The sequence below is a fragment of the Larkinella arboricola genome, from assembly GCF_003259745.1.
In the GTDB taxonomy this organism is placed as follows: Bacteria; Bacteroidota; Bacteroidia; order Cytophagales; family Spirosomataceae; genus Larkinella; species Larkinella arboricola.
Genome location: NZ_QLMC01000001.1, coordinates 591,962 through 612,855, shown reverse-complemented (window position 1 = coordinate 612,855; position 20,894 = coordinate 591,962). Strand labels below are relative to the sequence as shown.

Annotated in this window: 17 protein-coding genes; 9 read left to right on the top strand and 8 right to left on the bottom strand. The window is 52.6% G+C overall.

All coding sequences use genetic code 11. The features are described 5' to 3' along the window. Positions 1-11 precede the first annotated feature (11 nt). Positions 12-1,115, bottom strand: coding sequence for an AI-2E family transporter (locus tag LX87_RS02445; RefSeq protein WP_111627451.1), 1,104 nt, complete (start codon positions 1,113-1,115; stop codon positions 12-14). A gap of 146 nt (positions 1,116-1,261) precedes the next feature. Further along, complete coding sequence (locus tag LX87_RS02440) at positions 1,262-2,278, bottom strand: AraC family transcriptional regulator (RefSeq protein ID WP_111626576.1); 1,017 nt, start codon at positions 2,276-2,278, stop codon at positions 1,262-1,264. 133 nt (positions 2,279-2,411) lie between these two features. Here LX87_RS02440 and LX87_RS02435 point away from each other — a divergent pair, with 133 nt between their 5' ends. From LX87_RS02435 to LX87_RS02415, 5 genes are all read left to right on the top strand, one after another. Then, the gene (locus LX87_RS02435) at positions 2,412-2,816 is read left to right on the top strand and encodes a hypothetical protein (RefSeq protein ID WP_111626575.1); all 405 of its coding nucleotides are present in this window, start codon (positions 2,412-2,414) and stop codon (positions 2,814-2,816) included. 483 nt (positions 2,817-3,299) lie between these two features. Further along, entirely contained in the window at positions 3,300-3,524 is a 225-nt protein-coding gene (locus tag LX87_RS02430) for a hypothetical protein (protein WP_111626574.1), read from the top strand. 81 nt (positions 3,525-3,605) lie between these two features. Then, positions 3,606-5,756 carry an FUSC family protein gene (locus LX87_RS02425; RefSeq protein WP_111626573.1) on the top strand — a complete coding sequence of 717 codons (2,151 nt, stop codon included), beginning with the start codon at positions 3,606-3,608 and terminating at the stop codon, positions 5,754-5,756. A 142-nt stretch (positions 5,757-5,898) separates the two neighbouring features. Beyond that, a complete protein-coding gene (locus LX87_RS02420; RefSeq protein ID WP_111626572.1) occupies positions 5,899-6,129 on the top strand; it encodes a PspC domain-containing protein in 231 nt (76 codons plus the stop codon). Positions 6,130-6,347: 218 nt separating this feature from the next. Continuing rightward, positions 6,348-7,604 (top strand): asparagine synthetase B, encoded by a 1,257-nt coding sequence (locus LX87_RS02415; protein ID WP_111626571.1) that lies wholly within the window; start codon positions 6,348-6,350, stop codon positions 7,602-7,604. Positions 7,605-7,650: 46 nt separating this feature from the next. Here LX87_RS02415 and LX87_RS02410 read toward each other — a convergent pair whose 3' ends face one another. From LX87_RS02410 to LX87_RS02400, 3 genes are all read right to left on the bottom strand, one after another. Then, positions 7,651-11,871 (bottom strand): hybrid sensor histidine kinase/response regulator, encoded by a 4,221-nt coding sequence (locus tag LX87_RS02410; RefSeq protein ID WP_111626570.1) that lies wholly within the window; start codon positions 11,869-11,871, stop codon positions 7,651-7,653. Positions 11,872-12,374: 503 nt separating this feature from the next. After that, positions 12,375-13,013 (bottom strand): carbonic anhydrase, encoded by a 639-nt coding sequence (locus LX87_RS02405; protein ID WP_111626569.1) that lies wholly within the window; start codon positions 13,011-13,013, stop codon positions 12,375-12,377. Positions 13,014-13,215: 202 nt separating this feature from the next. Next, positions 13,216-14,100: an arylamine N-acetyltransferase family protein gene (locus LX87_RS02400; RefSeq protein ID WP_211325263.1), complete on the bottom strand. Its 885-nt coding sequence runs from the start codon at positions 14,098-14,100 to the stop codon at positions 13,216-13,218. Between the two features lie 132 nt (positions 14,101-14,232). Between LX87_RS02400 and LX87_RS02395 the strand changes: the two genes are divergently transcribed. Together LX87_RS02395 and LX87_RS02390 are read left to right on the top strand one after the other, a co-directional pair. Further along, positions 14,233-14,760, top strand: coding sequence for a DinB family protein (locus LX87_RS02395; RefSeq protein WP_111626568.1), 528 nt, complete (start codon positions 14,233-14,235; stop codon positions 14,758-14,760). 126 nt (positions 14,761-14,886) lie between these two features. Continuing rightward, positions 14,887-15,951, top strand: coding sequence for a winged helix DNA-binding domain-containing protein (locus tag LX87_RS02390; protein WP_111626567.1), 1,065 nt, complete (start codon positions 14,887-14,889; stop codon positions 15,949-15,951). 9 nt (positions 15,952-15,960) lie between these two features. Here the strand turns inward: LX87_RS02390 and LX87_RS02385 are convergent, their stop codons facing one another. From LX87_RS02385 to LX87_RS02375, 3 genes are all read right to left on the bottom strand, one after another. After that, positions 15,961-17,235 (bottom strand): sensor histidine kinase, encoded by a 1,275-nt coding sequence (locus LX87_RS02385; protein WP_111626566.1) that lies wholly within the window; start codon positions 17,233-17,235, stop codon positions 15,961-15,963. Next, positions 17,232-17,909 (bottom strand): response regulator transcription factor, encoded by a 678-nt coding sequence (locus LX87_RS02380; protein WP_111626565.1) that lies wholly within the window; start codon positions 17,907-17,909, stop codon positions 17,232-17,234. Before LX87_RS02380 ends, LX87_RS02385 begins: the two co-directional genes overlap by 4 nt. A gap of 176 nt (positions 17,910-18,085) precedes the next feature. Next, complete coding sequence (locus LX87_RS02375) at positions 18,086-18,502, bottom strand: OsmC family protein (protein WP_111626564.1); 417 nt, start codon at positions 18,500-18,502, stop codon at positions 18,086-18,088. Between the two features lie 148 nt (positions 18,503-18,650). On the opposite strand from LX87_RS02375, the gene LX87_RS02370 reads away from it, so the two are divergent. Both LX87_RS02370 and LX87_RS02365 read left to right on the top strand, forming a co-directional pair. Further along, positions 18,651-19,244 carry a Crp/Fnr family transcriptional regulator gene (locus LX87_RS02370; RefSeq protein ID WP_111626563.1) on the top strand — a complete coding sequence of 198 codons (594 nt, stop codon included), beginning with the start codon at positions 18,651-18,653 and terminating at the stop codon, positions 19,242-19,244. Between the two features lie 209 nt (positions 19,245-19,453). Then, positions 19,454-20,887, top strand: a complete 1,434-nt coding sequence (locus tag LX87_RS02365; RefSeq protein WP_111626562.1) for a TolC family protein — start codon at positions 19,454-19,456, stop codon at positions 20,885-20,887. Positions 20,888-20,894 lie beyond the last annotated feature (7 nt).

Sequence of the window (20,894 nt, the reverse complement as noted above, 5' to 3'; positions counted from 1 at the left end):
CGTAAAAACCGCTACGGAATTTTCTTCTTTCGCCGTCGTAACCGCAGCATTTTGTTGATATCATCCTCCGTGGTCTGGTCGCCGAGCAAAATTCCCCAGTGTTCCAGCCCCTCCACCCGGTCGAAGATTACTTTCAGAATAGCAATGATGGGAATGGAGAGAAACATACCGGAAACACCCGCCAGCGCCCCGCCAAGCAGCACGCCCGCGATGGATACCAACGCGTTAATCCGCACTTTGGAACCGATAATAACCGGTACCAGAACGTTGTTGTCGATGAATTGCACGACCAGAAATACCGCCACGACCCCCACCAGCGTCGAAACTTCGGGATGGTTGACAAACGTAACCACTACGGCCAACGCCGTTGCCACCAGCCCGCCGATGTACGGTATCAGGTTCATGATGGCGGCAATCACACCAAGCAGAACGGCGTACTGAACGCCCAGAATCAGCAAACCCACCGAATTGAGTACTGCCACGCAGGCCGTTTCGGTCACCAGGCCCACGACGTAACTCTGAATCACCGATCGAATTTCGCCCAGCACCTCCCGAACCCGCTCCGCATGCTCGTCGGTAAACGACCGGATGATGAACTGAATCAGCATGGCCCGGTAATAAAGCAGCAGAAAAATGTAAATCGGCAACAACAGCAGCGTGCCCAGCGGACCGGTAATGATGCCGAGCGTTCCGGTGCCCTGTAGAGTATCCATCGTTTGAGCCTGGGCCTGCTTGAGGTACCGATCCTGCTGGCTGTAGCTGACGTTATACTCCCGCCGAATCCAGCGCCGGGCGTCGCCGTAGAAATCATTCAGGTTCCTTTTTAATTTGGGCCAGTCATCGGTAAAATGCGCCAACTGCATGGAAATGAGGATGGTCAAACCTGCCAGTACTACAATGGCCATGAGCAGCACCAGGCTGATGGCGAGGACTTTGGGAACACGGTGCTGGATAAGCCACGTTTCGAGGGGCCGTAGTAAAACCGCCAGTAAACCGGCCATGGCAAACGGGACAATGATATCCTGCCCCAGGTAAAACGCGGCCATAATCAGCCCCAGTGCCAGTAACGTATGAGAAAGCCGGTGATAGAACGGCGGGGTAGATGTGGAAGGCATAGCAATCGAGTTGGTGTAACATTCCGTTTTATTTCCCGGTTTCTCCCCCTTCCAGCGCCCCATTCACGGAGAAATAATCCCTGATAAACGGTATTGGCCCGGATTTGTTCGGGAAAGGCCGGCTTGCGGCATCCGAAACCGCCCTACTACGTGAGCGCCCCCTTTTGGTAATGCCCCGGTGTGGTGCCCGTCCAGCGTTTGAAAGCCCGGCTAAAAGCACTTAATTCATTATAGCCGAGAATATAGGATATTTCTTTAACCGGATAGGTACCCGACGACAAATAATTCAGGGCCAGCGATTTACGGATGGAATCGGCTACCTGCTGGTACGTAACTCCTTCGTCCTGAAGTTTGCGTTGCAGGCTGCGGGGGCTGGTATTGAAATTTGCGGCCATCTGCTCCAGCGTCGGGACACCAAGATAAGCGTTGGTCAGCAGATAGCTCCGAATCCGTTCCTTCATGGCTTTTGCGTTCTCAAATTCCCGGTTCTGCTCACTGACCTTTTTCAGTAGCAGCGTTTGTAGTTCGTAATTGGCTGTCAGAATCGGTTCGTCCCAATACCGGCTTTCAAATTCCATCGAATACACACCCGGTTTTTTGACAGGCTTGCCCCGCAGCACCCGTTCATATTCTTCCGGTTTTGACAGATCATACGGTATGCAGACGGTTTTGGGGCTGATTTTCTTCAGAACCAGGCCATCGGCTTCGTGCAGGGTAAAGACCATAAACAATTCCATCATCTGCCGAAGGACAAACGCCTGATCTTTTTCGTGGTCCGGATTCGGTCTATAATGAATGGTGAAGGATGGCCCGGACTGGCTCACTTCCATCCTGAACAGGTCCGTGATCAGGTGAATAGCCCCGGACGCGTGCGTCAGAGCCTCCCCAACCGTTGCGCAACTCTGCACCAACTGGCCAACACTGCCCAAAGCCGCCAGTTGCAGCGATTCGCCAAAATGCAGTCCAAACAGCGGGTCGTGGGTCAGATGAACCGCATTCAGCCAGAGATCGCGAAACTGCCTGGGTGTCAGCGGCTCATCTGACTTTCCTGTAAGAGCCTGCCAATCAATGGAAGACAGTTTACACAACCGCTCCGGATCGGCATCTTTCTGGGCCGCATACGCCAGCAAACCGAGTACAAACCGTTTCTGTGGATTTTCCATGTGGTAAAGGTACTTCTCGATCCGAAAAGCCCGAATGGTTCTGTCGTGAAATGGTAATCAATTGGCGCCTTTGGGTAAGCCCCGGCAACGCCCTCTCCTCTACCTTTGAGCTATCACTAAAACAAACACGATCATGGAAAAATCAACGGTATTGCAGAAAGCCCTGTGGAGTAATGTCTTTTTTGCCGAGCTCAGCGCCATCGCCTTTCTTTTCTTCGGCAACACCTTTTCGTTTCTTAACGAGCTGGCGGGTGGCCAGCCGTTGGTCTTTGGCATCGAATTTCTAGTGATGGCCGGACTGGCAACGTACGCAGCCCTGCGCCCGGCCACTTCCCGATGGCTGATTCAGGTAATCATTGGACTGAACCTGCTTCTGTTGGGTTATTACGTAGACCTGCTGATCTGGGGGCCAGCGGTTTCCGTCATTGCCACAGAAATCAGGGTGATCGATTCGGTAATAACAGCGGTTTTGGTCGTTGCGCAGATTGCGGGTCTGCGGACGGCCTTCCCGAAGAAAAACATGGCACTGATTCCCTGAGTCTTATGAAATACCGGTCGCTGATTCACGATGGATTAGCGACCGGTTCTGTAACCGTTCCCGATAAAGAAACGTACACTGCCGTACGCTTCCGCAATCCCCTACTCCGCCCAACCCCTTGTGTCTCTCTTTCCCGGCCAGAAAGCTGGAAAGGGCGTTTTTCTGGTAATTGCAGCAATTACTTAACTAAAAAATAGCACATTTTTGTGCCCCCTGATTTTCAATAAAACCCTACCTATTTCAATACCTATCGCTGTTTTTTTACATTAAAAAGTTATCGAATGGTTCAAAACATTAATAAAGTTATATAATCAGCGAAAAATTTTTAGAATAGTCCAGTTGTATTAATCTGATAAACCTAGTAACTTCGTAGCCACAATTGAATAGCTGGTTTTTAGACCGTTATTCATCCCACCGTATCGTTTCCCTGAAGAGTCTTTTTCCAATCCATGTTAACTAATTGACCTTTTACGTTACGAGTGTATGTCTTTACCGCTGACCCAGCAACAAGCAGCATCGGCTGATTTCTTAAAAATGTTTCCGCAGTTTGATTGTATTGCCGCGGCCCTTGACCGTCGTCAATGCATCGACAAACGTACTGGCGAGCTTCACAGCATCATTCGCCTAAAAAAAATGCATTACTGCGTAGTGCCTCCGCAATGGGCCAGGCAGCTCGAAAAAGCCGGATATTCCATCGCTGTCCGGTAACCACGAACACGTTTCAGCAGTCCTTATCGCTTTTCCAGTTGGCGGGTTGATTAGACGGGTAATACACCCTACCTTGCCATCATGAAAAGACAGATCCGGGAAATCCGGTATTTTCTATCTGGCCAGCACTTTTCGGATGGCTTGCGGATTACGCTGGCCATCCTGATTCCTTCCGTCGGTTTTTATCATTTCGGAGACTTCGAAACCGGCCTGCCGATTTCGCTGGGCGCTTTATGGGCAAGCATCACGGATGCACCAGGCCCAGTCATGCACCGGCGAAACGGCATGCTGGCCGGTACACTCCTTATCGTGCTGGTCTCCCTGATAACGGGTTTTACCCGGGCGAACGTCTGGCTGCTGGGCGTTGAAATTGCGCTTTTCAGCTTTTTCTTTTCCTTATTCGCGATCTACGGCAACCGGGCGACCTCCGTCGGGACGGCGGGCTTGCTGTCGATGATTCTGATGATGGACCGGGACCTCGAACCGGCCGCCGTCTGGCAATACGCAGCCCTCGTCTGCGCCGGGGGACTCTGGTACACCGCCATCAGTCTCTCTTCTACCCAACTCCGGCCCTACCGGGCGGCTCAGCAGGCGCTGGGCGAATGCATCCACGAAATCTCGAAGTTCCTCCTGATTAAAGCCGAGTTTTACAGCATTCGGACGGATTTACAGGAAGATTACCGAAAACTGGTTACGCAGCAGGCCGTAGTGAGCGAAAAACAGGATGCCGTGCGTGAACTGCTGTTTAAAACCCGGGTAATCCTGAAAGAATCAACCTGGACGGGCCGCCTGCTGGTGCTCACTTTCAGCGACATTGTGGACCTGTACGAGCAGATTGTGGCCATGTATTATGATTATACCTCGATTCGGGAACGGTTTGGGAAGACGGGCATTCTGGACGAAATCGCCCGGCTGATCCGGCAACTGGCTATCGAAATGGATTATATTGGCCTGGCGATTCAGACCAACCGGCCTTACAAGAGCCGTGCGGACCTGATGCGGCACCTGGAACGACTCAAGACCCGGATCGACGAGATCGGCCAGCAGGAAAAAGACAACAGCAATTTTGTGCTGAAAAAAATCCTGATCTCCCTCCGCAACCTGAACCAGCGCCTGACCACAATTCACACCTATCTGTCAGCGGATGGTGATAAAAACCCCAACGATAGAGAAGCCCCGGAGTATTCGCGTTTTGTGTCGCACCAGGAAATTGACCCGAAGCTGATCCTGAACAACCTGACGCTTAGCTCCTCCTTTTTTCGGCACTCGCTCCGGATGACCGTTGCCTGTCTGATTGGTTTTCTGACCGCCAAACTAATTGCCTACGGACACCATAGTTACTGGGTTTTACTGACCGTTTCGGTTATTCTGAAACCCGCTTTCAGCCTGACCAAACAACGGAATTATGAGCGGATCATTGGCACCGTAGCGGGCGGACTCATTGGTGTAATCATTCTGATGCTGGCTCCCAACAATACGGTTTTGTTCTGGGTGATGTTACCGCTTATGCTCGGCGCGTATAGTTTTCAGCGCACGAATTACATCGTCATGGTTATCCTGATGACGCCCTACATTCTCATCATGCTTCATTTTTTAGGATTGGGTGGCATCAGCGTGGTGGAGGAGCGGGTACTTGATACGCTCATTGGCTGCGCCATTGCGTTTGCGGCCAGCTACCTGTTCCCGCGCTGGGAATCGCAGCAACTCAAAGGATTGCTGCATGAGGTGCTGGAAGCCAACCGCAATTACCTCCGGATTCTGGTGGATACGCTGTCGGGAAAACCGCTCATCATCACCGACTATAAACTGGCCCGTAAAGCCGTATACGTTAACTCCGCCAACCTGTCGGCTGCTTTTCAGCGCATGACCTCTGAGCCGCAGAGCAAGCAGTGGCACCGCAACGACATCCACGAATTTGTGGTCCTGAACCACATTCTATCGTCCAACATTGCCACCATTACGTCGGCCCGCCTGAACGCGGAACGTTTAACGGCCTGTCCGCCCGAATTGCTGCGCCCCGCCCGTCGCGCCCTGACGGTTTTAAACGAAAGTCTGAAACGTCTTGATGAAGAGGCCGCCAAAACCGCCCCGGAACCGCCCGTTACCGAAACCAGTAGTTTGGAAAAGCCGGATCCGATGGTTACAGAAGATCCGACCCTAAAAGAACAACTGGAATTTATTCAGAAACTTGCCCACGACATTAGTAAGCTGACGGATACAATCCTGACCTGACTCATCCCGTTTTCCAGCCTGTCATACACGCCCCCATCCATTCATAAGAATCTTCTTTCGCTACTTGGCATTGCATAGTACCTTTGCATCAACAGTAAACACAAAGAAACTGAAAACGTAAACAACTAAACTAATAAAAACTATGACTGCTAAACAGTTGCATCAAATTCCTTCCGAAGCCATGCTGGGTGGCGTTTCTGCCGGCCTAGCCGATTACTTCGGTATTGATAAAGTTTTTGTACGCCTTTTCTTCGTACTGATGCTTATTTTGCCAACCTCTGTACCCATTGTCATTATCTACATTGTCCTGTGGATTGCCATGCCGAAAGGGGAACGGTACTTCCAGGCGCATCCCGATCAGCGGCATCACTAACGGTAGTTTATTAATTCCACAAAAGCGGGCTTCACGGTCCGCTTTTGTGTTTTGTCAGCGTGCGTGATGGCGGCCCAACTCGCTGTCGTCTCATTGAATAGATTTCCGGCGCAAATTATCGGATTACCTGCCGTTTTTGAACAAACTTAAAGTAACTTAGGTAACTGAAATACAGTGAGTTTTTTGCGTTCCGGTGCTTTCACGAAAACTAGTCCGTTATGAAACGACTTCTCACGCTTCTGCTGGTCCTTATGGCAATGGCCGCTCGCGCCAATTCCATCCTGATTCCGATGGATGACCGCCAGAAAAACCACCTTAAATCATACGGTATCGCTTATTTTGTCCTCAAATCCGGCCTGGAACTGGACTGGCTGCTCAATTACCGGGGGGGCAGTTTCCTGATCAAACAAAGCCCGGCCGTCGAAACGGAGTGCCGGGTACGCGGTATTTCCTTCGAAATCATTTCCGATGCCGAAGCCAACGAAATTCAGCGACAGATTGCCGACCCGGACCTGAACATGGCGTCGGTCAAGCTGGTTACGGCGGCCAAGATCGTGGTGTACTCGCCCATTAAGGTCAGCCCGTCGGAATTCGAGAACACGGATGCGGTTTTACTGGTGCTGAAATACGCCGAAATACCGTTTGAAGTGGTGTACGACGAAGAAATTCTGAAAGGCGAGTTGGTTAAATACGACTGGCTGCACCTGCACCACGAAGATTTTACGGGACAGTACGGCCGCAACACCCGCCGGATGTCAACGGAAGATCTTAAGGCGCAGGAAGACATTGCCCGGAAATTCAATTTCTCCAAAGTGTCCCAGATGAAGCTGGCAGTGGCCAAGAAAATCCGGGATTTCTGCGCCGGGGGCGGTTATTTATTCGCCATGTGTTCCGGTGCCGAGACATTTGATATTGCGCTGGCAGCCGAGGGTGTTGATATTGTTGGTAGCATTTACGACGGCGACGGGATTGACCCGAACGCGCAATCGAAGCTCGATTTCAGTAAAACCGTCGCTTTCCAGAACTTCACGCTGGAACTCGACAACGGCTACGGCGGCATGGCCTTCTCCGACATCAACAGTTCGGCGGGGCGGTTTGGGGGCTGGGATCAGCCTTCGGGCTATTTCAGCCTGTTCAACTTTTCGGCCAAGTGGGACATGATCCCTGCCATGCTCGTTCAGAACCACGAATCAAACATTAAGGAATTTCACGGCCAGACCACGGCTTTCCGCAAAAGCACGGTCAAACCGAATGTACTTGTGATGGGCACGAGTCCCAGTTCCGACCGGTACATTTACGGCGAGTGCGGTATCGGTCAATGGACATTTTACGGCGGCCACGACCCCGAAGGCACACGGGGCGGAGGCTGGAAAATGGCAACCGATCTCAACCTGCACCCCAACTCGCCCGGTTATCGTCTGATTCTGAACAACGTCCTGTTTCCGTCGGCCAAGAAGAAAAAACGGAAAACCTGATTAACGGCGGCCCAGCCCTTGGGTTAAAAGGCCCGGGCCTGACCGTTTAATTCTCCCGCGACGATTGCGCCTGACGCAAAAGCGCAGCCTGTTGCAGGGCCGTTTTCAGTTCTTCAATGACGATGGGCTTGGAAATGTAATCATCCATACCGGCGCGCAGACACTCATCCCGGTCGTTGGCCATGGCGTTGGCGGTCATGGCAATAATCGTGGGTTGCGGTCCCGGCTGCTGGCGAATCCAGACCGTAGCTTCCAGACCGTTCATTTCCGGCATTTGCACGTCCATCAGAATCACCTCGTAAAACCGTCGTTGCACCAGTTCCAGGACTTCGGCGCCGTTTTGGGCCAGATGCGCCTGATACCCCAGCCGTCCGAGTATATTCAGGGCCAGTTTCTGGTTGGCCGGGTAGTCTTCCGCAATCAGAATTTGCAGGGGGTAGTCTTTGGAAAAGGTTTCTGTAAGGGCGCTGGTCGCGGGCTTTGCAGAAACCGCCTGCCCTTCGCCCGACTGCTTCAGTTGTTTTTGCACCACGTCAAAAAGCTGCTGCTGCTTAACGGGTTTGGTCAATACCGCCGTAAAAAGCTCCGGATACGCCTTACGGTTTTCCTCCCCAATGGAACTCAACAGGATGATTGGAATGGTGAGATTGCGGCTGCGGATGCTGCGCGCCAGTTGGACCCCGTTCATTTCGGGCATCTGCATATCGGTCAGCACCAGGTGAAAGGGTGCTTCCTGCATCATGATAGCCAGCGCCTGCTTGCCCGATGAAGCCGCTACGACCGTCAGTTTCCACTGCTCAAGGTGCGATTTCAAAATGGTCAGGTTGGTGGGGTTATCATCGATGAGCAACACCCGTTTTCCGTCGTTTTCGCCGGTATTAAAGAAAATATACTGGCGCTGCACCTGCTGGCTGACCGGACACTGAATGGTAAATGCAAACGTGGTTCCGTGGCCAACCTGACTCTCAACCGAAATAGTGCCGCCCATTAGTTTAACCAGCCGTTCGCTGATGGCCAGCCCCAGCCCCGTACCGCCATACCGCCGGGTCATGGATGAATCGACCTGCGAAAAAGCCTTGAAAAGCCGTTGCAGCTTGTCTTCCGGAATACCAATGCCCGTATCCCGCACCCGAAACACCAGTTCCATAGCTTGATCACCGATGCGTCGTTGGACCCCGATGCTGACAAAAACCTCGCCCCGCTCGGTGAATTTGATGGCATTTCCGACCAGATTAATCAGAATCTGGCGAAGCCGGAGCGCATCACCGATGATCTGGGTTGGCACCTGATGCTCTATTTCGTAAACCAGATCGAGTTCCATTTCGGCGGCTTTGCTGGCAAACAGATCGAGTACGTCTTCCACGCAATGCCGTAGATCGACATCCTGCTGCTCCAGTTCCATGCTTCCCGATTCGATTTTGGAGAAGTCCAGAATGTCGTTGATAACCCCCAGCAGGTTCGTGCCGCACTGGTGAATGGTATCGACGTATTCGTGCTGCTCCTCCGACAGGTTTGTTTCCTGCAACAGATAGGTCATGCCCAGCACCCCGTTCATGGGCGTCCGGATTTCGTGGCTCATCGTCGCCAGAAAGATACTCTTGGCCTGGTTGGCTTTTTCGGCTTCTTCCCGCGCCAGTCGTTCCTGCGTTCGCTGATCATGGATTTCCTCCACCAGCGTCTGTAAATGTTCCGACTGCGTTTGTAACTCTTCCTTCTGATGAAGCACCTCGGCGGTTCGTTCGCTCACGACTTTTTCCAGGACTTTTTTCTGCGCTTCGATAGACCTGATTCGTAGCCGGTATAGAAGGTACGCGATCAGCAGTGACGACAGCACCAGCCCCGCCCGAAACCACCAGGTGTGCCAGAACGGTGGGGTAATCGTGATCCGGAGTGCGGTTCCCTGCTCATTCCAGATTCCATCGTTGTTAGACGCTTTTACCCGAAAGATGTATTCGCCCGGGTCCAGGTTCGTATACGTAGCGGTCCGGGTATTGCCCACGTAATTCCATTCTTTCTCGAATCCTTCCAGTTGATAGGCATACTGGTTTTTTTCGGGCAGCGAATAATTCAAAGCCGCAAACTTAAGCGAAAACCCTGATTGCCAGTACTCAAGCGTAATTTCAACGGTTTCACTAATGCTTTTTCGGAGCGGGGAGTACGGCGCTCCAATGGCAACGGGCTGGTTAAAAAGCTGAAAATCGGTAATAAAAACAGGCGGAAGACTGGGATTGTCCCGCAGTCTGTCGGGGTAAAATAGGTTTAAACCGTTGGTGCCGCCAAAGAAAAGCGCACCATCGTGCCCCACAAAAACCGCATTCCGACTAAATGAACTGCCCTGCAACCCATCGCTGACCCCGTAATTCCGGAACGTTCCGGAACGCCTACTGAACCGGGAAAGCCCTTTGTTCGTACTGATCCAGAGATTTTTATGCGTATCCTCGGTAATGGCCTGTATTACGTCGTTCGGCAGGCCCTCCGGCTGGCGATAGACGGTAAATGTCTGCGTCCGGGCGTCAAACCGGTTTAACCCGCCGTCGGTACCCACCCACAATGTGCCGTCGGTATCTTCGTAAATACTGTTGACCTGATTATTGCTCAGACTACCCGGACTCTTCTGATTTTTCCGGTACACCGTAAACGTATTCTGGAGGGCATCAAACCGGTTTAACCCACCCTGCGTACCCACCCAGATGACACCTTTACAGTCACAGTACAGCGAACGGACAAACCCGTTCGAAAGGCTACCCGCCTGCTGTAGATCAGGGCGGAAATGCGTAAACGTTCCGGTTTTTTTGTCATACCGGCTCACCCCCGCTCCCAGCGTGCCAAGCCATATATGCCCCTGCTGATCCTCAGCGATGGCGTAAATGCTCTCGTTGCTGATGCCAAAGGCATCATTGGTCTGCGGGAAATTGAAAAAATCATCCGTCTCTTTTCGCCACAAACTTAACCCGCCCTTATAGTTACCGGTCCAGATGTTATGGTCACGGTCTTCATACACACACACGACAAAGTTGCTGCCGATGCTGTGCGGATCGTCGGGGCGGTGTACATACCGGCGGTAGTGATGGGTTTCGCGGTGCAGACGGTTGAGGCCCCCGCCGTCCGTTCCCATCCAGACCCACCCCTGGTGGTCCTCTGCTACCGACAGAATAGTATTGTTATTCAGGCCGTTGTCATTATTCTTTTCTTTCCGATAGACCTCAAATTTGGGCGGGTTCCGGTCATGAAAATTAATTCCTCCGCTGTAGGTACCCACCCACATATTGCCCCACCGGTCGCGGCACATGGCGTAGATAGAGCCGTTGTTCAGTCCTTCGGTATTGTTGGCGTCATACGGATTTCGGGTAACCGTTGTACGGCTTTTGTTTAACAGGCTGATACCGCCGTTTCGGGTGCCAATCCACAACGTACCAGCTTGATCTTCCGCCAGCGAAATGACATCGTTATGTCCAATGGTATTGGCATTAGCCCTGCTGTGTTGAAAACGGGTAAACGTTTGCTGGTCCGGGTTGAGGCCATTCAGGCCGCCCCCTTCGGTTCCTATCCAGATTCGTTTCTGAGAATCCTCAAACAGCACCATTATGTTGTTGTAACTCAATGATCCAGCATCAGCCGGATTGTGCCGAAAATGCCGAAACGTTCGGGTAGAAGCGTCGAGCAGGTCCAGCCCTCCGCTCGTTGCCACCCAAACCCTCCCCTTCGAATCGACCAGAAGATCGTTGACAAAATCATTCCCAAGGCTGCCGGGTTGAGCCGGATTGTGGGTAAAATGCGTGAACGTCCGGCTGACCGGATCGAAGCGGTTTAGCCCCCCACCGGCGGTTCCGACCCATAACTGCCCCTGTCGGTCTTCCGCAATGGTTGTCACCTGATTATGGCTGATGCTTTTCAGATTAGCCGCCGAGCGCTGGTAATTCGTAAACGTTTCGGTCTCCCGATTGAACAAGCTTAGCCCTCCGTCATCGGTACCCACCCACAAGCGCCCCTGCCGGTCTTCGTATAGCGCCCGAATAAAACTGTGGCTCAGGCTTGCTGGATTTTTTGGGTCGTTCCGGTACACCGTGAAAGTATAACCATCGAACCGGTTTAAACCGTCCTGCGTGCCAAACCACATAAAGCCCCGCTTATCCTGCAAAATACAAGTTACATTGCTCTGCGAAAGCCCCTCGTCGGTCGTAATGTGTTTAAAGCGGATCGGTGTCGCCTGGATAAAAAAGGGCCAAATCAGCAACAGAACTAGCAGCAGGATTCTCAGTATATTCATAATAAACCCGCCGAGCGGTCCAGTAAGAGAGACGATCTTCTAATTATAATGTTATCATGTCTGGTAATTAGAACATTATATCAAAAATCGTGCGTAACATTTTACCGTACAGGGCGAATCGTACCGTATTTTTCGGGATCGCTTTTATTTGTAGGCCAACCGGGGTTTCAAGCCCCAGGTGGGCAGTTTTTTTCGTTAAGTAGAATAAAGAAAAGCACAAGCCCCAAACCGCTTTTTAGCTATCGGTTTTAGACAATCAGGAAACACGCGGATGATCAGTAGCCGACCCGTCGGGGTATCGGCTTCGGCTGGTTGAGTAACCGCTTCTGAAGAAAATTGCTATAATGTACCCCTATTTAAATGGCGTTGCCATCCCTCGTCGGACAACCGCTGACCGATGAGAAATGGCAAAACTAGTCGCTTTCGTACGGCACAGCTGGCAACTGTCGTTAGCTGGCGCTACCGGCAATGGCTCCGTATCCTGCCCACTGGTGTACTCTACATTACATGGGACTGTCGCTGAGGTTGTAAATTTCCATGATTTCTTTCAGCTTCTTCTCGAAATCAATTTTCAGATCGATCAGTTTGCCGGACGCAATATCGAAAACCCAGCCATGTACCCGAAGCCCCCGCTCGCGGAATGCTTCCTGAACAGCCGCCGTTTTGATCAGGTTGGTGACCTGCTCCTCGACATTCAGTTCCACCAGGCGGTTGTACCGGACATCCAGGTCTTCAATGGCGTTCAGTTCGTCTTTGTGCCACCGGTATACATCACGGATATTCCGCAACCAGGGGTTCAGAATGCCCAGATCAACCGGCTGCATAGCCGCTTTGACACCACCACAATTGTAGTGCCCGCACACCACAACATGGTTGACCTTGAGGTGCCGGACGGCATAATTCAATACCGACATCACACTCAGATCCACGTTGTTAACCAGGTTGGCAATGTTCCGGTGTACAAAAACATCGCCCGGCTGAACGCCCATGATATCTTCGGCCGTCACCCGGCTGTCGGAGCAGCCAATATACAGGAATTCGGGACTTTGCCCTTTCGCCAGATTGGTAAAATAGTTTTCATCGATTGCCAGTTTCTCAGCAACCCACTTCTGATTGTTTTCAAAAACTTTTTCGATCTTCATGGATAGGATGTTAAAGTGGAGCTTGAAATTTAATACACAAGGCGAACAGGGCCAAAACAATCTTGTGAATCTGCTTGCACGGCCTGCCCCGCAACGGTTTTACACCGTATTCTTCCTGAAAGCCGTGTTTTGCCCTCCGCCAGTTTTGGCGATTTCACCTTTTTGCGCTCTGGTAGGACGGTTTCGCCACCAACCGCACGGACTAAACCGTCTTGTGCCGGGTCTCGGCCACTTCGTCGATCAGCCGTTGCAGCGTTGCGTCGAGGTGCGGAACGTCGGGCAGGGCGATTTGAAAAACGCCTTCCAGTACCGTTCGAATTTCGGCCACGCTGGTCAGCTCGCGCTGCTCCGACTCACCGCCCAGATGATGCGTGGTAAAAACCGTGTTACGAAGTCCATACCGGCGGTCGGCGGTAGAGCGGGCAACGGCCAGATTGTTCAGAAAATACGAATCGGGGTGATTACACAAATACCAGCTAAACATCTCATAATCCGGCGACTGATGTTCGCGTAACGTAAAACTGTACAACGACCGCCATTCGTCTTTCACCAGAGCCTGCAACCCCATTTCCTCGTTTATGTCAACCACCCGAAACGGCTCATGGGGCGTAGTCTGCACGGTATCCAGCTCAACCCGTACGGGACCCGTCGGCGACAGGCCGCCAAAACCAACATCAGCCAGATACCACGCATCGCCCACCTGCACGTTCAGCAACTTATGACTGATTGCTTTGACAACGCCGTCCGGCACGTTCCAGAGCACTCGGGCGGCCAGTTCCCGCACCCGGAAACCCAGGGCTTTCAGAACCTGACTTAACAAACGGTTTTGCTCAAAACAGTAACCCCCACGCCCATTTTTCACCATCTTTTGCTGCAATGAATTGAGGTCGAGCAAAACCGGGATGCCCAGCAACGGATTCAGGTTTTCGAACGGGATGGCGGCCGTATGCAACCGCTGGATCTCCCGAAGTGTTTCGAGTGTAGGCGTGCGGTCGCCCGTGTAGCCGATGCGCCGGAAATATGCGTCGAGGTCAATGGCCGTTGCCAATGGCGTCGGCATCTGCTGCTGAATAAGTTCGGATGACATGGCGTAAACGGAGGTCCGATGAAAAAATAGCCGGAAAAATTTTTCAACTAATCCGAAAACCGGAATTTGCTGCTGACATAAGGCTGTCACAAGGTAATAGTTTCTTTGCAGTACACGAAAACCAACAGCAACATGGTACTGACTTCCGCCGCAAAAGCCGAACTGACCCTGGCATCCTTCCTGACCGACCAGGCTATCTACAACCAATGGGCCAACCAGCGGCTTGTTGACTGGCTGAAAACCAAACCCGCCGAATTGATGGATCAAGTGGTTCCGTCGAGCTTTCCGAGTGTCAAAGAGACGCTGGTACACATCTGGGATACGCAACGGTTCTGGCTTTCAATCCTCAAACAGACACCCCCTCTGCCCTCGTTCCGATTGTCGGGCTTCGATGGCACGCTCGACGCGGTTTTTGAAGGAATCACCGACAATTCGGTAGAAATGGCGGACTATCTGCAATCGCTGACGGCCGCCGAATGGCAGGAAAACGTGATCTTTACCTCGCCCTGGGCCGAAGGCATCCGCTCCCGCCTTGAGTTTACCCAGCACTGCCTGTACCACAGCGCCTACCACCGCGGCCAGGTCGTCACCATTGGCCGCAATGTCGGCCTGACGGATGCGCCCATGACCGATTACAGCTTTTATTTTCTGATGAAATGAAATAGACAAGAGAGGAGAGACAAGAGAAGAAAGACTTCCGACAGATACCCGCCGTTTTTCTCCCTCCTTTATCTCTTTTCTTTTCTCTCTTGTCTTTAGTCTTTTCTCTTTTGTCTCTAAAAAACCATGACCCTTTCAGACATCACCCGCTACCGGCTTTACAACCAGCAATTGACGCAAACCGGCTTTCAGACACCCGCCGAGGTGGTATCGTGGTTCGGGGCGGTGCAGGCGCAGGATCATCCCGCCAGCAAATGGGCACTCGGCAACCGCCTGCCCGGCAGCACGGATGCCGATATGGAACAGGCACTCACCAACCGGACCATTATTCGCACCTGGCCCATGCGAGGCACCCTGCATTTTGTGGCCGCGGCTGACATTCACTGGCTGCTGAACCTGATTCACCCGCGTTCGAAAGCGACGTATGCCAATCATCTGCGCCGACTGGAACTGAACGAAACGATTATTGCCAAAAGCCATGAGGTGATAACAAAAGCACTGGAGGGCGGAAAACAGTTGAAACGCAGCGAGTTGAAACTAGCTATGGAGCAGGCCGGAATCCCGACCCACGACAACCGGCTGGGTATTTTGTGGGGACAGGCTTCGTTCGACCGGCTGATTTGTCACGGAACCCGGTGCGGCAGTGAGTTTACGTTTGTCCTGCTCGATGAATGGGTACCCAGAACAAAAAGCCTGACGCGTGACGAAGCCCTGGCCGAACTCACCCGACGGTATTTTACCAGCCACGGCCCGGCTACGCTGGCGGATTTTAGCTGGTGGTCGAGCCTGACGCTGACCGAAGCCAGAGCCGGTATTGAACTTATTAAAGCCGATTTTATGTCGAAAACGGTTGAGGGGCAAACGTACTGGATGCCGTCGTCGCTACCCGATTTGAGCCCGGCCGAAACCACGGCTTTCCTGCTGCCGGTTTACGACGAGTATCTGGTGGCCTACAAAGACCGGAGCGCCCCGCTCGACGGGCTGGACCTGGCGCAGGTAGCCAAAGCCGGAAACGGTATTTTCAGTCCCGTGATCGTGGTGGATGGGCGGGTGGTTGGTACCTGGAACCGCAAGCTTCAAAAGAACGAACTGCAATTGGAAACCCATTTGTTTACGTCACTCTCCGACGCGCAGCAACAGGCTCTATACAATGCCACCGAACGGTATCGACGGTTTTTGCGAGTGGCGTAAAACGGCCCGTTACGCTTCCTCCGGCTTCCGGGAAATGCAGAACCGGTGCCAGCCGTTGTGCTCCTCATACCGTATCCGCAAGCCGTAATTGTCGCAGATTTCCTTGATAATGGCCAGACCCAGCCCCACCGAATCGGGTCCCGACCCTTCTTTCTTAAACCGTTCAAACAGACGCTCCGGGTTCGTCGTGAGTGGGCTGCCGGTATTGCCAAGCCACAATTGATTTCCGTCCGACACCAACTCCAGACGCCCATCCGGGTAGTTGTGCTTGATGGCATTATTGACCAGGTTCATCACCAGACTTTCCGCCAGCGGCATCGGTAGTTGTACTTCAAACGGTATGTTGTTCTGACTCTGCACCGAAAGCCGTTTGTGGTGCAGCACTTCCTCCATGTCGTCCAGCTTTTCGGCCAGCAAAGCCGCCAGGTCAATGGTCTGATTGTGGGTAAACTGCTGGTTTTCAATTTTGGCCAGCAACAATAAACCCTGATTCAGTCGGGCCATGCGCCGGGACGCCTGGTAAATATCCTCGATCCAGCGGGTCTGGGTTTCGGTTAGTTTTTCCGACTGAATGAGCTGCTCCACTTTGGCGTTGATCAGCGCCAGCGGGGTCTGAATTTCGTGGGACGCATTTTCGGTAAACTCTTTCAGGCTCCGGTAATCCTGCTGCATTTTGTCGCCCATCTTGCGCAGCACCTCGTTCAGTTCCCGAAACTCGTTAATCTCCGGTTTGTCGAGTTGCAGGGGTGTTGCACTTGCTAGGTTGAAGCGTTTGATGCGGGACAAGGTTTCGTAAAACGGATGCCAGAGCCGCCCCGACAATTTGCCTTGAAACCAGAACGTACCGAGCAGCAGCAGCCCCAGACAGGCCGCCATCGTCACTGTAATGACTTCAATGAGCTGATACGACTGGATCAGCGACTTCCGAATCGCCACCCGGTGCATTTTCCCCTGGATGGTGGTATAAAAAGTCAATTGCCGAAAGGGCATCAGTTCGTTATCGTACCGGTTCCGGATCAGCGTATCAATAAACATCTCGGCCTTCTGGACGGACGAACCCGCCGGAACAACATCAATTTTATTTTCGATGAAATAAGTACTATCCGACCAGGCTCTATGAATCTGAATGTAATTCTCAAAATCAAGCCGCTCCACCCGCAGCCGGCTTTCCACTTCCTTATAAATCAGAAACCGGACGACCTGATAGAAGGCCAGCCCGGCGAAGAGGTAGATAACCAGCGAAAAAGCCAGGTAAATGCGGTTTGTTTTAGCCAGTAGTTTCAAGATTCTCCAAATTTGTACCCAATTCCATACACCGAGCGAAGGTAGTCGGACCCACCTTTTTCCAGCAGTTTCCGGCGCAGGTTTTTAATGTGCGAATACACCATGTCCAGTGAATCGGCCGAGTCGATGTTGTCGCCCCATAAATGTTCGGCAATGGAAACTTTGGTCAGCACCACGTCAATATTGGACAGAAAATACAGCAGCAAATCGTATTCTTTCCGGGATAAAACCGTCAGTTGGCCGTTTACGTACACCTTTCTGGCCAACGGGTTGACCACGATTTCCTTAAACCGGATTTCGGTATGACCGCCAAAATTTCGCCGTCGGATCAGCGACTTCACCCGCGCGTTGAGTTCCGACAGGTGAAACGGTTTGGTCAGATAATCGTCCGAACCGATTTCCAGTCCCCGGATTTTGTCTTCCAGCGAATTACGGGCCGAAATAATGATGACGCCGGTGGTAGCCAGCAGTTTTTTCAACGTCTGGATAATCTGAAAACCGTCACCATCGGGCAGCGTCAGGTCCACGATTACGCAATCGTAATTATACAGAAAAATCCGCTCGTCGGCTTCCCGGAATGTGCTCGCCGTTTCGCAAAGATAGCCTTCCTTGCTCATATAGTCGGTGATGCTTTCGGCCAGACCTTTTTCATCTTCTACCACCAGTACTTTCATTGCGTCATCAGCTTTTTATAGCCGCCAATGTAAAAGCCAATGTTGGAAAGATTTGGGAGGTTTCGGTTACACGACCCCTTCCGCCAACGGTATCTTCTTGACTATTACCTACTGATAAAACGAAAACGGCGAAGAAGTTGAACACTCCTTCGCCGTTTTAATCGTTATTTAATCGCTTATGCCAGCGTTGCATCTACGCTGATGGTGGTATTGAACAGTTTCGAGATCGGGCAGTTGTGCTCGGCATGGTCAACCAGTTCATCAAACTTCGCCTGGTCAAGACCCGGCACGCTGGCTTTGAGCGTCAGTTTTGAACTCGTAATGCCGCCATCTTCCAGCGTCACGGCGCAGCTCACGTCCAGCGAATCGGCGGCAAAACCAGCCTGCTGAATGTTAAAAGCCAGTTGCATTGCAAAACAGCCCGCGTGGGCAGCCGCCACCAGTTCTTCGGGATTGGTGCCAATGCCGTCGGCAAAGCGGGTGTTGAACGAATATTGAGTCTGGTTCAGAACCGTGCTGGCGGTGGTCAGGGTTCCTTTACCATCTTTGCCGGTTCCGGCCCAATGTGCAGAAGCATTCCGTGTAATTTTCATGGCAATCTGATTTTGAGTGGTTTGTGATTTATTTTTGATGGCTCAAAGGTAGAGGGCGCTTTTCGGCTTATTTTTCACCTACGTTAAAAAGCGCCGGACGCACCCAAAATTTTTCGCACCGCCTTCGGGCCGATCAGCACCTTAAAGGATGACTTCATCAAAACAGGCAACATTATACCACCACCTGCAACAATTTGCCGGAATTTCGGAAGCCGACTGGCAACTGGCCGAAGGGTTCTGGCACATCCGGACCATGGCCCGGCACGACTATTTCAGTTTTCAGAATTCCGTCTGCCGGCAGGTGGGCTTTATTCTGAAGGGGCTTTTCCGGGTCTATTACGTTGATCCCAAAACCGAGCAGGAACACAATCTGTACTTTATTCCGGAACACGCCTTTCTGACTTCCCTGAAGGGGCTATTGACGCAAACAACCTGCCCGTATCTCATTGAAGCCCTGGAAGATGCCGAACTGATGGTGATCGACCGCGACCATCTGCAACACTTATATGCACAGTCGCACGGCTGGGAGCGCTTTGGCCGGTTGCTGGCCGAGCAGTATTTCCTATTCAACCAGATGCGGTCAGAAAGTTTGCTGACGCAGAGCGCCGAGGAACGTTACATGGCGTTACTGGACAATTTCCCGGACATTCTGAACCGGGTTTCGCTCGGCCATATTTCCTCGTATCTGGGCATCAAAGGCCCCTCCCTAAGCCGCATCCGGGCGCAGGTGGCCCGGCGGTGAAACACTTCGTGGAGACGTTATTACACAGGGTTGATCAGCGAAAATCAGAGGTTATCAGGAAATTCTCTGATCAACTCCGCTCTCCTCTGATCAACTCTGTGTAACAATATTCTCTATTCCGCCCGTTTTCCCAAATGTTTCCAACATTGAGACCGTGTTTTGTAGTCCCTTGGCCGTGAAGGAGCAAAAATCCGGTCAGGAGACAGGGAATGAAGCAAGCACGTGATCAGGAAACCGTACAAGAACCCGCTGGCCGTCGGCGATGCAGCCGAACCGTCTGGTTGCTCCTGCTGGGAGCCGGTTTGTTGCCGAAGCAGGCCGTCGGGCAATCGATCAATCTCCGGCAGGCCATCGAACAGGGCACGCAGGCGTATCCGTTTCTGAAATCCAAACAGGCCGAGATTCAGAGTGCCGAAAAACGGCTACAGTCTGGCCGAACGGAGTTTCTGCCCAGCATCATCGTTCAGGATCAGTACACCTATGGAACCAGTAACGCCCTGAACGGTTCGTTTTTTCCCAACGAAGGAACGGCCATGGGTACTTCCGGCGGTATTCGGCCCGACAACATTTACCAGGGCACTACCGGCAGCTTCGTCAGCACCGTTATCGACTGGCGAATCGTCAACTTCGGGCGGGTGAAAGCCACCGTCAAAGCCGCCGAAGCCGACCTAAACCGCTCGCAGGTGGATTATGACAATGAACTGTTCCAGCACCAGGTCCGGATCATTGACGCCTACCTGACGCTGCTGGTCAACCAGAAACTGGTGGACGTGCAGCGGGCCAACCTGCAACGGGCGCAGACCTTCAAAAACGTGGTCGATGCGGGCGTTGGCTCCGGAATGCGGGCGGGCGTCGACAGTTCACTGGCCACCGCCGAAATGATTCGCGCCCGGCTGCAACTGCTGGAAAGTGAACAGCGCGAACAGGTGCAGCGGCTTCGGCTTTCGGAACTGGTCGGCCAGGTCCAGCCCGATATGCGGGTCGATAGCATGCGGTTTTACACAACGCTGCCCCAAACCACCTTCCAGTCAGATTCTATTTCCCCGAAAAACCCGGTTCTGCGGCTTTTTCAATCCCAGATCAACCTTTCGGCGGCCCGAAGTACAGCCCTGCAACGGTCCATGCTGCCCTCTATTTCGCTTGTCGGAGCGGGCTGGGCGCGGGGTTCGGGCTTTACCAACGCCGACGAAACTTTTCGCATGGATTTCAGCCGGGGCCTTGGCTACCAGGCTTATAACTACCTGTTCGGCGTTGTGGCCCGCTGGAATCTGACGAATACCCTGCGACTCAAACAGGATTACCGCGCCGAACAATTTCAGGTTGAACGGTTCCGGCAACTCTACAACGACCAGCAACTGCGCATCAACCGGCAAAACCGGGAAGCCGAAACGCAACTGCTCGTCGGTCTGGAACAGGCCCGGCAAGCCCCCGTTCAACTTCGGGCGGCCCGGCAAGCCTACAGCCAGGCCCAGGCCCGGTATCAGAATGGCCTGGCCGATCTGCCCACGCTGCTGCAAAGTTTTGTCACCCTCAACCGGGCCGAAACCGACGGCTATGTGGCCACCAGCAACGTCTGGCGGTTTCTGCTCCTGAAAGCCGCAGCCGAGGGCGACCTGTCGATCTTCATGAACCAGCTTAACTAGTCAATTT